Source organism: Dyadobacter sp. 22481, from assembly GCF_052044875.1.
Lineage (GTDB): Bacteria > Bacteroidota > Bacteroidia > Cytophagales > Spirosomataceae > Dyadobacter > Dyadobacter endophyticus.
Genome location: NZ_JBQENV010000003.1, coordinates 1,266,913 through 1,279,328, shown reverse-complemented (window position 1 = coordinate 1,279,328; position 12,416 = coordinate 1,266,913). Strand labels below are relative to the sequence as shown.

Here is a 12,416-nt window from a genome sequence, read left to right as displayed (position 1 = left end):
ACGAAAAGCACGAAGTAGCAAAATGTAGGCATAATTTGTAAATTGCTTTTTTGACTACATGGATGGCTGTTTATGAACATATTTCTGAATCCGCATATATTTTCCAACCTCGTTCTAACGATCACCAGTTTATTTGTCTTCTTCCGGTATTTCAGGCAGCAACCCGTTCTGATCAGGTGGCTCTGGGGCATTTTCTTCGGGAGTATTTCGCTGGTCGCCCTGACTGACCTATTGTTTTATGCCGGTGTAGAAGGATTGGAGATGGCGCGCGAAATATTCGGGGCTGGGGAAATGACGCTCGGTGCAATGTGCCTGGTCACTGCGTCATGGTGCCTGATCATGCGCTACGATAGCGGTAAATACCTGTTCTATTCAACCGTCGGTCTGGGGGCACTGCTGTTTTATTGCATTACCTGGTTCCGGGTGGAATATGTGGGATTGATCATCAAGGCATTTTGCATTCTGGTAGCATTGCTGATCTCCTGCGTCGGCCTCGCGAACCGCCAGAAGAGTGCATTATGGACGTTGTTTTCCATGATGTTGCTGGCGCTTTCGACCAAGTCGGGGAAGCTGCCACTGCCGATGGATCCGGTGGATATCAACCACTATATGATGGTGTTATCGGTTATTTGCGTCGGAAGGGCTGTCCGCGACCAATATAAGATCCTCTTTTAAGTTCAAACAATTGTTAATGGATTGCATTTTTCAGAACCCGTGTCGTAAATTGCACCAGTTAATCTTAACCAACACAAGTTTACTAATACTCAGAATATGAAAAGGACCAAGTATGGCGTAATGCTTCTTGCCTCAGTTTTGGCTTTCGGAGCAGTTACATTGAACCCTGTTTCGGCTAAAACATCTCCTGCAAAAGAAGTAGCAAGCGATGTGAAGCAAGCTAAGGCGATCGTGATCAAAGGAAGTGATGCAATGCAGTTCGACCTGAAAGAGATCAAAGTGAAGGCTGGACAAAAAGTGAAACTTACGCTGACTCACTCAGGTAAACTTGCGAAAGCTGCTATGGGCCACAACTGGGTTCTGCTGAAACCAGGTACCGACGTAGCTGCGTTCGGCTCGAAAGCTGCTGCTGCACGTGAAACCGATTATATCCCTGCATCAGAAAAAGCCAGCATTCTGGCGAATACCAAGCTGGTAGGCGGTGGCGAAAGCGATACCATCGAATTCACAGCTCCTGCAAAAGGAACTTACACCTACATTTGCAGCTTCCCAGGCCATTACGCGCTGATGAAAGGTAGCTTCATCGTTGAATAAGCAAACCTGAAATTTTATATAAAGGCGTCACGCATTTGTGTGACGCCTTTTCTGTTTTATATCTCGGCCAACTGCTTCTCGATCAGTTCGATCACCTCTGGTCGGTCCCACTGCGAAGCGCCTATTTCCTGCGCTAGAATTTTGCCTTTATATATAATGTACGTCCTCGGAATTGCATTGCCGTCGAGGGCCGAAGGGTAGGGGCCTGCATATTGATAGAATGGCAATTGGTATCCCTTTCGAGCGATGAACGGGTTCACGGTTTCCGCATCTTCGTCGGAAATAATGTAGAATGCGATTTTGCTGTGATCTTTGTATTTGTTGTAAAGCGTCTGAATGCCTGGCATTTCCATGTTACAAGGCCCGCACCAGGTTGCCCACACGTTCACGAAGGCGATTTTGTTCTCGTCCATGGCTACTTCTTTGCCCGTAAGGTCCGTGAGCGGCAGGTAAACAGATTCCTGCGCAGCAGGGGACTCGGCAAGGTCGCTGCGTTGCTGCACGGGCGATTTGAAAAACGCAAAATAAACCGCCGCGCCGGCTATCAGGAGCAATAAAACAAGTGATATTTTCTTCGTTGTCGACGACATAACTGGTGTGGTTCTGGTGAATAGATGGGGATCGGAGCCATTCCAAAAATAGGGCTTTTCTTTTTTTGATGCTGACTCGGATTTTGAATACTTTTATACACTATTTAAAAAACATTGATTTGAGGAAAAGGTTTACATTCATGAGACTTCAATTTACGGGCATTTCATTTCTCTTTGCATTTATCTTCCATTGCCCCGTTTTCGCCCAACGTTCAGCAGCCGAGTACTTCGAAGACGGTAATACCAAAGCCGGGACGGGTGATTTCAATGGGGCAATGCAGGCCTATACATCGGTAATTTCCATGAGTCCTGACCACGCGCCCAGCTATTTCAACCGAGGGCTCGCCAAGGCCAACCTCAAAGACTACCGGGGTGCGATGCAGGATTACGACAAGGCCATCGAGCTGAATCCTAAGGAAGCGCTTTATTATCAAAGCCGGGGCGTAAGCAAAAGTTTGCAGGAAGACTTCCGTTCGGCCATCGAAGATTATTCCAAATCGATCGAACTCAATCCCGAGGAGCCTAAGGCTTACTACAATCGGGGAGTGAGTTACGCCAAATTGAAAAACCACAGAAATGCCCTTATCGATCTCGACCACGCGCTGGCGCTGAACCCCGATGAGCTTGCGGCATTGTATGCGAGAGGCAATTGCAAACAGGATTTGCAGGAATACGCCGGCAGCCTTGCGGACTTCACGCGCGTAATTGAGCTTAGCCCAAAACGCACCGGTGCCTATGCGGGCAGAGGTCTGGCCAAACTCGAACTTGGGGATTATCAGGGTGCTGCCGCCGATTTTACCCGTGCCATCGAGTTGAGCCCGAATGACAGCGAGTATTACAGCAACCGCGGTTTTGCTAAAAATAAAATCGATGATTTTCAGGGTGCTATCATCGACTTTGACAAGACCATCCAGCTTGACCCTGAAAATTACAATGCCTATTATGGCCGCGGATTCGCAAAAGGAAAGCTGAACGACCCTCGTGGTGCGATTGCCGATCTTTCCAAAGCCATTGAGGTGAAAAACGCCTATACCGGTGATCCCAAGAAGAACGCATTCACAGGTAAGATCAACAAAGAGAAACTCGACGAGCTGCGCGACCAGGTACAGACGCACTTGAAGATCGAAAGTCTCACGAACGAGCGTGCAGAGGCATATTACGTGCGCGCGCTTGCGAAATCGAAAGTAGGGGAGCTCAAAGGGGCTCTGGCCGATCTTACCACGGCCGTTGAACTCAACCCTACCTATTCCAATGCCTATTTCTCTCGTGCAATGATCCGCTCGGCATCGGGCGACCAAATGGGCGCTGTGCTGGATTTTACCAGCTCGATCAAACTCCGTTCCGACTATCCGGAAGCTTATTATTTAAGAGGAATTGTTAAAAACAGCCTGGGGGAAATCAACGACGGCTGTCTTGATCTGAGTAAAGCAGGCGAGCTGGGTTATCAGCAGGCTTATAAGGTCATTGGGGCGTATTGTAACTAGTTTTTGTAGGGAGGAAAGGGAGGAAGGAGGAAAGGGAAGAAGGGGAGGGTTTTGAAATAAAAACGAAAGGGAGGACGGAATGACTTGATCAGCATTCCATCCTCCCTTTCCTCCATTCTCCCCTTCCTCCCTATTTAAGCCTTTTTAAGATTCTCAGCGACTTTTTCCCAGTTCACTACATCCCAGAATGCCTTGATGTAATCCGGGCGTTTGTTTTGGTAATGCAGGTAATAGGCGTGCTCCCAAACGTCGAGGGCGAGGATTGGCGTTCCTTTGAAATCGGAAACATCCATTAATGGGTTATCCTGGTTGGGCGTTGAACCTACGGCGAGTTTTCCGCCTTTGGCAACGAGCCATGCCCAGCCCGAACCGAAACGCGTAGCTCCGGCTTTCCCGAACTCTTCTTTGAACTTATCGAATGACCCGAACTGGCCATTAATTGCATCGGCCACAGCACCGGTTGGCGCAGCGCTCTTTTTAGGGCCCATTACTTCCCAGAAGAAAGTGTGGTTCCAGTGGCCGCCGCCGTTGTTGCGCACCGCAGCCGGTGCTTTGCTGATCGATTTGATAATATCTTGCAGGGATTTTTTCTCCCATTCGGTTCCTTTTACAGCGTCATTGAGATTTTTGACGTATGCCGCGTGGTGTTTACCGTAGTGAATTTCCATCGTCAGCTTGTCGATGCTGGGCTCCAACGCGCCGAAATCGTAAGGAAGCGGAGCTTGTTTGAATGGAGCTGTTTCCGCTAATATGGTATTGGATGTTCCTGCGTGCGACACTCCGGCAAGTGACTGCTCAGCCAATGCGCTCACAGTGAGTGCGCTGCCGGCGAGTGTTTTCAAAAAGTCTGTTCTATTCATAACAGTACAATAAGTGTTTAGTGTTAATCGTAAGCCACCCGGCTTACAATGCTGCGGCCGAGTGTGATCTCGTCCGCATATTCCAGGTCTCCGCCAATGGGGATACCTCTTGCGATAGTGCTTATTTTGACTCCCGTGGCCTTTAACTTTTTTTGCAGGTAAAAAGCGGTGGTGTCGCCTTCCATCGTCGGACTCAATGCCAATATTACTTCCTGAACAGCGTCTTCACCTTCCCGCTCGCCCACCCGCGACATTAATGAATCAATTTCGAGGTCCGACGGGCCGATGCCCTCCAATGGGGAGATAATGCCGCCGAGCACGTGGTACACGCCCCGGTACTGGTTTGTGGATTCGATAGCCAGCACGTCGCGTGTGTCCACCACGACGCATATGGTCGTCTGGTCGCGCTTGTTATTGTTGCAAATATTGCAAAGTACGTCGTCGGCGATGTTGTGGCAGCGGGTGCAGTAAGTAGTTTTAGTACGCATGTTCAGCAGCGCATCGGACAGCGAGCGTGTTTGCTCCTCGTCCCTTTTCAGCAAATGTAATGCCAGGCGCAATGCTGTTTTTTTGCCAATCCCCGGCAGACGGGAAATTTCGGCAACGGCTTCCTCAATAAGACGTGAGGGGTAGTTCATGAGAAGATGCTGAGTGATGGGGTTTGAAAGGACATCAAAACCCGTTTTGTTGATGCTGGCAATGCGGTAGGGGGCCTAATGCACCTCGGCTGAAATGCCTCTCCTGCATATTTCGTTGCGCATCCCGGCCAGCTCCTCAAAAGATCCTTCCTTAACGGAGCATTTGCCTTTATAATGGATAATTATCGTGCATTGTTCAGCCTGCTCATTGCTATGACCACAAACTTCGACCAGTGTATCGATCACCCAATCGAAGGTATTCACGTCGTCATTGTAGATTACCAGCTTTTTAATGTCCGTATCTACCGTTTCTTCCAGAATTTCCAGCTCTGTTTCTGTGAGCGCTTGCATAACAACCAAATTTCTGTTTGATTAGCAAATCTAATTAAAAACGGAGACTATCCGAAGCTTTTAAGCGCCTTTTAATCCACTCCTGAATCCCCAAATACCCACTTTGATGAACCCTTACATTTCCCTGGTGATATTGGTCGTTTACTTTGGAATGCTGATCACAGTGTCCATTTTTACTTCCAGGGGTGCGGATACCAATACTTTTTTCACGGCCAACCGGCAGTCGCCGTGGTACCTGGTGGCGTTTGGTATGATCGGCACTTCGCTGTCGGGCGTCACGTTTGTGTCTGTCCCGGGCGCGGTGGTAAATATCCAGTTTTCCTACTTTCAGGTGGTAATAGGGTATATTCTGGGATACCTGGTGATTGGCACGGTACTCATGCCGCTGTACTACCGGCTGAATCTGATTTCCATCTATTCTTACCTCGAACAGCGCTTTGGGTTCTGGTCTTACAAGACAGGTTCCGGCTTCTTTCTGCTCTCACGTACGATCGGGTCTGCGGTGCGTTTGTACGTGGCTGCGCAGGTATTGCAGCTTGCATTGTTCAAGCCGCTGGGCATTCCATTCGAGGTGGCGGTCGCCATTACGATTTTCCTGATCTGGATTTATACATTCAAAGGCGGGGTCAAAACGATCATCGTTACCGACACGCTGCAAACCTTTTTCCTCATTACCGCCGTCATTCTGACGATCATTCTCGTATCCAGCGAGCTCAATCTGAATGGAATCGGCGATATCTGGACCAGCGTTCAGAAAAGCGGGTATTCCAAAATATTTTATTGGGATACCAACGATCCTAAAAATTTCTTCAAGCAGTTCTTCGCGGGGGTTTTTATCGCGATTGTCATGACCGGCCTCGACCAGGATTTAATGCAGAAAAATTTAACCTGCAAAAACATCGGTGAAGCGCAGAAGAATATGTTCTGGTTTGTGGTGGTGCTGGTGATCGTAAACTTCCTTTTTCTGTCGCTCGGTGCGCTGCTTTACGTATATGCAGAGGCGCAAGGCATACCCACGCCTGCGAAAACGGACGATTTCTATCCGATGCTCGCGTTGAACCACCTGGGATTGGTTGTCGGTATTACTTTCCTTCTGGGCATTACGGCGGCTACTTATGCCAGCTCCGATTCGGCCCTTACCGCATTGACTACCGCATTCTGTATCGATTTCATGAATATCGAGAAGCAGCCGGAAGCAAAACGCTCCTCGATCAAGTTCTGGGTGCACGTAGGCTTTTCGGTGGTTTTCTATCTGGTCATCCTGATTTTTAACCGGATGAATAATAAAGAGGTGATTACGGCAGTGTTCGACCTCGCCGGTTATACCTACGGGCCATTACTTGGGCTGTTCTCTTTCGGAGCTTTCCTGAAACGCCCGGTGAAAGACCGCTTCGTTCCTTTCGTGTGTATCCTCGCCCCCATATTGACCTACATTATCAATGACCATTCAGCTGAATGGTTTAATGGATATAAATTTGGATTTGAGCGGCTTATTATCAATGGGTTAATCACTTTTATAGGTCTCTGGTTATTGCACGACCGCACCGCCCGGCGCTATGTCCCGCAGGCGTAGAGAAGAGCTGGTTACAACATCAAAGGCGTTAAAATGCATCGGCCCTGGAAACGGTTACACATTTTCAGGGCTTTTTCTTGCATATATTCAAAAAAATATTAACTTTCTGATAAAATCAGGCGTGTATCTCATGCCACCTGATGGATGTTTTGTTGAAAGATTGAGTTCGGTTATTTATTTAACAAACTAAACTTTTGCAATATGAAAACACTGTCAGTTATGTTGTTGTGCATGATATTCTGTGTATCCTGCAAGGACAAAGCCGCAGAAGAGGAAGCTAGCCGTCAAGCCAATCTTGAAAAGGAAAAACAAGCAATTAAAGCAGTCATAGAGAATGAAACAAAGTCATTCTTCGCCCGGGACTTTGCTGCCTGGAAGGCGAATTATGCACAGACAGACTATGCCTTTCAGGCTTGGAGCAATGATGATGGCACCTTTGATTCCAATGTAGGCTGGGCGGATATCAACAAGCAGGTTGGAAAATATATTCAGGATAATCCCGAACCTGTATCCAGCCACCCGATCGTGGAGCGTAAGAATATGATTTTCAAGTTCTACGACGACGATGTAGCCTATCTTACCTGGGACCAGTTTAACAGCGATAAGTCAGAAAAGAATTTTCACCATAGCAAGGAAGTAAGGCTGCTGGAAAAAATCGGCGGGCAATGGAAGATCGTATGCGTTTCGGCTTTTTGGGACTATCGCCATCCGATACCCGCTAGCAGGCTGCCGATGATCCAGAAAATTGCGAACGAAAGCAGAGGAAAAATTTAACCCGTGCAACCACGTGGGCGTGCCGCACGCCTGCGTGCCGCTTTAAAGCGTTCGGTTTCAGGCACAAATGTTCGGTTCTGAACAGCCTCCTATCCGACAAGGAGTAGAAGGAAAATTTTTGAAAATAATAGTAAGCTGCTCATCATCAGTGTATTAATAGTTGGATGTGCCGAAGTTTGGTTATCGAAACCAAGTTTGGCACATCCTTTTTTTATTTAAAGTCAACTGTGCGATTGTACAGATCCAAACTTTAAATACTTATAGCCATGAAAATCTCCATTGTTTCCATCCTGACCAGCGCCTTCGCGCTCACATTGTCTTTCACCTCTTTTGCGGCAGACAAAAAGAAAAGTAAAGAAGAAAAAGGAGCCGCCAGCGCGGTGACTTTTGACGCTGCATTGTACAAAGTCGGCGACAGCAATAAAGTGCGGTTGTCGGTAGATAAAAGCGAAAATGAAAGACTGCGCGTGGTGTTGAAAGACAAAGCCGGTAAGATCTATTATTCGGAGGTGTTCAACGATCATGATACGAAGTACCGTCGCGTGTTCAATCTCGACGAAATGAACGACGGAACTTACTATTTTGAACTATCCCACAAGAAAGATAAAAAGGTAAAGGAAGTGAACATCGAGAGCACCAGTTCCAAAGTAATCTCGCTGCAATGAGCGCGAAGCCCATAAAAAATCCCGGTCTCTACAAAAGACCGGGATTTTTTATGTCAATGCAATTCTTTTTCGGGATCCCAGAAGCATTGCTCCCAGTTTACAATGCGGTTGTTTTCTACTTTCACGCCCTCGCTTTCGAGCCTCTCCTGCATGGTGGTTGGCGTCTCGAAAAGCTGGCTGGCACTGAGCTCGCCGGCTTTGTTTACCACACGGTGGGCCGGAAGTCCTTCTTCATGGTAACTGCCGCCCATTGCCCAGCCCACCTGCCGGGCGCCGCGTTTCTGTCCGAGGTATGCCGCTATGGCTCCATACGACGTCGCACGCCCCGGCGGTATTTGCCTTACCACGTCGTAAACGTCATTGAAAAAGTCATTTCCCTTTTTCATGCTCGTTGACGCGGGCCTGTTGTCTTTCGTCGATTTCGTGTGAAAGCTGGCGGTACCAATCCTCACCATAAGCGCGGATAAGCGGGTCTTTCAGGAATTTGTAAACCGGGACTTTCAGTTGCTGACCCAAGCTGCATGCGGGGCTGCATATTTCCCAGCGGTCGTAGTTGAGCGCGTGGTACTGCTCATATTTAGTAACCCGGATCGGATACAAATGGCAGGAAATCGGTTTTTTATAGCTGATCTTGCCATCGTTGTAAGCTTCCTCGATGCCGCATTTGAGAATGCCCTTCTGGTCGTAAATGGCGTAGGCGCATTCACGACCATTAATGACGGGGGTCACGTAGTCGCCGTCCCAGTCTTTGGTCCAGGTGCCTTCCGCGGCGATCACCTCTTTGCCTGCCTCTGTCAGGTATGGTGCGACTTGGGGATAGATCTCATCGAGAATCGCGAGTTCACCCTCATCCAGCGGGGCGCCGGAATCCCCCTCCACACAGCATGCGCCTTTGCATTTGTCTAGATTACAGACAAACTCCTGGTCTTCGATGTCGTCGCTAATGCACGTATTTTCAATGAGAATCATAATCGAACAGCCTATTGCTGAGGTATTTTAAGTTTTTGTCCCACCATAACACTGTTTCCGGACATATTGTTTAATTTCTTGATGTCTTCCACGTTTGTATGGTAGTTTTGAGCAATGCGGAAGAGCGTTTCGCCTGGCGCGACGGTGTGTGTTTGTGCAGCTGACGGCTGGTTTCCAGCCTCTGTTTCACCTCCTTCTCCTCTTCGCACACGCAGTTTCTGACCAGATTTCAAGCGATCCGAATCATTCAGGTTATTTAATTCGAGCAGTTCCTTGATGGAAATATTGTAAGCTTTTGAAATGCTGTAATAAGTCTGTCCGCTTTGAACGGTATGGAATTCACTCCCAGGCGTTGCCGAAAGGCGTGTTTCCTCCTTAATCTCTTCCGGTGTTCTAAAAGTTGAGGCAGGAGCTGGGCGTTCTACTGCTACTTTGCTTGGCTCAGGAGTCTCGGCACGCGCCGTTTCTTCACCTGTTTTTGATACAAGCAGTCGTTGGCCCGATACCAGGCGGCTTTGCGCGGAACGGTTGTTGATGGTCAGCAATTCACGCAATGAGAGATTGTACTTGCTCGCAATGCCGAAATAGGTGTCGCCGGGTTGTACCGTATGGTAACTCGTAGCCGCCGAAGCGGTGACCTCATCTTTTTCTCCGGCGCTGCTCCATTTGGCGGGCTCGGTCTCTTTTTTCGTAGGAGTTTCTTTTTCGACTTCGGCGCGTTCCGAACGCATCCGGGTGTATACGGAGCCGGAGGACGCGGTCGTACGGGTAGCACTTGGTGTCACAACTTTGCTAGCTGTGCTGGATTTACCGGCCGATTTATCCTCATCGTTTGATTTGAATGTGCTGTTGGTATCATCCTGCGTAATAATAACCACGCGGTCGTTGGTATTGGCAGGCGTCCCTGCGGCAGGTGTCACTGCGACAGGCGTCCCTGCGACAGGGGTTTTGGTAGCCGGAGCGGACGGTTTGTACAGGCCGGCTGCATTGGTTGTAGCTTTTCCGGTAGAAGCGACAGTTCCGGCAGGCGTCGCGGCGGGTTCAGTTTCCTTTGCTGCGCCGCTTTCATTTTTTTCCACTAAAACCGGTGTGTATTTCTTGCGACCGGATGGATTGCTCGGAACATTACTGTTCGCGGCGGTCGGCGATGTGGTAGCAGAAACAGGTGCTTTTTCGGGAACGACCGTTGCGCCGGCCGTGGCGATGATCGAATCCCTTTTGGCGGGCGTAGTCGGCTGTGGCGGCGCAACGATCTCGATAGGCTGCTTGCGAGGCCGCTTTTTGTTCAGAAACAGTACCTGGCCGGTTTGAATAGGGTAGTTGCGGCTTGTTGTACGGTTGAATTTCAAAAGGCTCACCAACCGGATACCATATTGCTGCGAAACGCTCAGCCATGTGTCGCCCGGGCGGGCAATGTGGGATGGGGCGTCCGCCTTCTTGTGCTTGCGCGAGAGGTAATATACCTGCCCGGGAACGAGCTGCATATCTGCGAGCAGGTCGTTGTAGCGCATAAAACGCGGTGTACGTATACCTGCCGCTTTGGCCAATGTTTTAGGTTTGTCGCCGGCACGGGCTTCAATACCCGGCAAGCCGTTAATTTCGTAAAGTGTGGGGGAATTAGGCTCTTGCAGTTGAATGGCCGATTTTTTCAGGACTGGGAACCCGGTGTCCTCGTAAACCGAAGCAACGGCTGTCTGACGGGGTGGCAGTAAAAGCTTTTCACGAACGCTCGCAACCTGATCTACCGGCACGGGCAGGGTGATGAGGTACTCGCGGTCGTTGGGTACTTTATCGTCATTGAGCCATTTATTATGGCTTTTAAGCTCTCCTGCGGGAACTCCCAGTGATCTGGCGATCTCGTCGAGCGACTGGCCTTTGCCATAATCCGATTCCATCAGAACATAGGCATTCGGCGATTTGTACCGTTCAATGCCTGATTCCAATGCGATTTTGTGGGCAAAAAAGCGGAGCATATAGCGGTCGGTTTTCCCATTGAGCGTCACTTCACGTGCGTACGCCCAACTCGCTGGAACGACCTTCTTCACACCTCCCGCACCTTGGTAATAAGAATACAATGTGGTAACCCAGTTATTGAATTGCTGGTTGTTCTTTTTCAAATACCAGGCGGCGGCGTGTGTTGAGGAGCTGATATTCTTTCGTTCATCCACATCATGATCCACACGCAGGTTGAGTTCACGTGCGGTTTCGGGTTTGAACTGCCAGTAACCGACTGCATTTGAGCTCGAAACAACGTCGGGGCGGAAAGAGCTTTCCTGAACGGCCAGGTATTTGAAGTCGATAGGCACTTCTTCGTCCATTAAGATGCCTTCCACGATCGGAAAGTGCATAATGGCCCGATCCATTTTTTCTTCCCAAAACTTCCGGTTCGACATCAGGCTTTTGACGTCTTCCTCGATGATATCCTGGGCGCTTCTGTCGAATTTCACGGTAATACCGCCGAAAGAGACGCTGGAAGGGATTTCGGGTGCCTGTGCAAAAGCTGCCTTGCCGGTCAGCAGCAGGACGATAACAAAAGAGATGATGTTAGTGGAAGTTCTGGCCATAAAAAGTAAAAATGCCTGACTATTGAGTACTATAATTTCTGAAGAATCATCAACCCGTCGCGGATTGGTAGGAGGATATTGGAAACCCGGGGATCTTCATGGACCATCCGGTTGAAATCCAGCAATGCCTGCGTGTCTTTGTCTGCCTTTTTTAACGGTTCAACTACTTTGCCGCTCCAAAGCACATTGTCGGCGATCAGGAAACCGCCTTTGCGTACTTTTTCGAGGCAGAGGTTAAAATAAGAAGAGTAGTTGATTTTATCCGCATCGATGAATACCAGGTCGAACGTATCGGTGAGCGTAGGGATAATATCCAGCGCATTGCCGATGCGGTAATCGATCTGGTCCTTAAAAGGCGTTTGGTCGAAATACCGTCTGGTGAAGGTTTCGAGTTCTTCGTTCACATCGATGGTAACTAGTTTTCCACCAGGGTTAAGGCCTTCACAAAAGCAAATGCCCGAGTAGCCGGTGTAAGTGCCGATTTCCAGAATGCGGTCGGGCCGGATCATCCTGGAAACCATAGAAAGGAACCTGCCCTGCACATGCCCGGAGAGCATACGGGGGCTGAGAACGTTGGCATGGGTGTCCCTGTTGAGGGATTTCAGCAATGCATTCTCTTCCTCCGTGTGGGCCGCGGAATATTCTTCGATTTCCTCTACCAAAAACTTCATTCGAATAT

General features: G+C 49.0%; 14 protein-coding genes. 6 read left to right on the top strand and 8 right to left on the bottom strand.

Annotated elements, in window-relative coordinates:
* The first annotated feature begins 72 nt into the window (after positions 1-72).
* Together ACTJJJ_RS24050 and azu are read left to right on the top strand one after the other, a co-directional pair.
* Complete coding sequence (locus ACTJJJ_RS24050; RefSeq protein ID WP_188936384.1) at positions 73-675, top strand: hypothetical protein; 603 nt, start codon at positions 73-75, stop codon at positions 673-675.
* Between the two features lie 96 nt (positions 676-771).
* Positions 772-1,269, top strand: coding sequence for an azurin (gene azu / locus ACTJJJ_RS24045; RefSeq protein ID WP_188936382.1), 498 nt, complete (start codon positions 772-774; stop codon positions 1,267-1,269).
* Positions 1,270-1,325: 56 nt separating this feature from the next.
* Here azu and ACTJJJ_RS24040 read toward each other — a convergent pair whose 3' ends face one another.
* Positions 1,326-1,859, bottom strand: coding sequence for a TlpA family protein disulfide reductase (locus tag ACTJJJ_RS24040; protein WP_188936381.1), 534 nt, complete (start codon positions 1,857-1,859; stop codon positions 1,326-1,328).
* Between the two features lie 140 nt (positions 1,860-1,999).
* On the opposite strand from ACTJJJ_RS24040, the gene ACTJJJ_RS24035 reads away from it, so the two are divergent.
* A complete protein-coding gene (locus ACTJJJ_RS24035) occupies positions 2,000-3,343 on the top strand; it encodes a tetratricopeptide repeat protein (RefSeq protein ID WP_308420626.1) in 1,344 nt (447 codons plus the stop codon).
* Between the two features lie 134 nt (positions 3,344-3,477).
* On the opposite strand, the gene ACTJJJ_RS24030 is transcribed toward ACTJJJ_RS24035, so the two are convergent.
* From ACTJJJ_RS24030 to ACTJJJ_RS24020, 3 genes are all read right to left on the bottom strand, one after another.
* A complete protein-coding gene (locus ACTJJJ_RS24030; protein WP_440703244.1) occupies positions 3,478-4,203 on the bottom strand; it encodes a superoxide dismutase in 726 nt (241 codons plus the stop codon).
* 23 nt (positions 4,204-4,226) lie between these two features.
* Positions 4,227-4,841, bottom strand: coding sequence for a recombination mediator RecR (recR, locus tag ACTJJJ_RS24025; RefSeq protein ID WP_188936379.1), 615 nt, complete (start codon positions 4,839-4,841; stop codon positions 4,227-4,229).
* A gap of 75 nt (positions 4,842-4,916) precedes the next feature.
* Positions 4,917-5,192: an ATP-dependent Clp protease adaptor ClpS gene (locus ACTJJJ_RS24020; protein ID WP_188936377.1), complete on the bottom strand. Its 276-nt coding sequence runs from the start codon at positions 5,190-5,192 to the stop codon at positions 4,917-4,919.
* 106 nt (positions 5,193-5,298) lie between these two features.
* Here ACTJJJ_RS24020 and ACTJJJ_RS24015 point away from each other — a divergent pair, with 106 nt between their 5' ends.
* From ACTJJJ_RS24015 to ACTJJJ_RS24005, 3 genes are all read left to right on the top strand, one after another.
* On the top strand, positions 5,299-6,765 hold the full coding sequence (locus tag ACTJJJ_RS24015) for a sodium:solute symporter (protein ID WP_426291796.1): 1,467 nt from the start codon (positions 5,299-5,301) through the stop codon (positions 6,763-6,765).
* Between the two features lie 201 nt (positions 6,766-6,966).
* Complete coding sequence (locus ACTJJJ_RS24010; RefSeq protein ID WP_440703243.1) at positions 6,967-7,539, top strand: hypothetical protein; 573 nt, start codon at positions 6,967-6,969, stop codon at positions 7,537-7,539.
* Positions 7,540-7,805: 266 nt separating this feature from the next.
* Complete coding sequence (locus ACTJJJ_RS24005; protein WP_440703242.1) at positions 7,806-8,204, top strand: hypothetical protein; 399 nt, start codon at positions 7,806-7,808, stop codon at positions 8,202-8,204.
* A gap of 53 nt (positions 8,205-8,257) precedes the next feature.
* Here ACTJJJ_RS24005 and ACTJJJ_RS24000 read toward each other — a convergent pair whose 3' ends face one another.
* The 4 genes from ACTJJJ_RS24000 to ACTJJJ_RS23985 are packed head-to-tail and all read right to left on the bottom strand — an operon-like array spanning position 8,258 to position 12,408.
* Positions 8,258-8,590, bottom strand: coding sequence for an MGMT family protein (locus ACTJJJ_RS24000; RefSeq protein ID WP_188936363.1), 333 nt, complete (start codon positions 8,588-8,590; stop codon positions 8,258-8,260).
* The gene (locus tag ACTJJJ_RS23995) at positions 8,574-9,173 is read right to left on the bottom strand and encodes a DUF3109 family protein (RefSeq protein WP_188936361.1); all 600 of its coding nucleotides are present in this window, start codon (positions 9,171-9,173) and stop codon (positions 8,574-8,576) included. The genes ACTJJJ_RS24000 and ACTJJJ_RS23995 overlap by 17 nt, the downstream gene beginning before the upstream one ends.
* A gap of 11 nt (positions 9,174-9,184) precedes the next feature.
* On the bottom strand, positions 9,185-11,737 hold the full coding sequence (locus ACTJJJ_RS23990; RefSeq protein ID WP_440703241.1) for a LysM peptidoglycan-binding domain-containing protein: 2,553 nt from the start codon (positions 11,735-11,737) through the stop codon (positions 9,185-9,187).
* A gap of 29 nt (positions 11,738-11,766) precedes the next feature.
* The gene (locus tag ACTJJJ_RS23985) at positions 11,767-12,408 is read right to left on the bottom strand and encodes an O-methyltransferase (RefSeq protein WP_440703240.1); all 642 of its coding nucleotides are present in this window, start codon (positions 12,406-12,408) and stop codon (positions 11,767-11,769) included.
* Between the last annotated feature and the right edge of the window lie 8 nt (positions 12,409-12,416).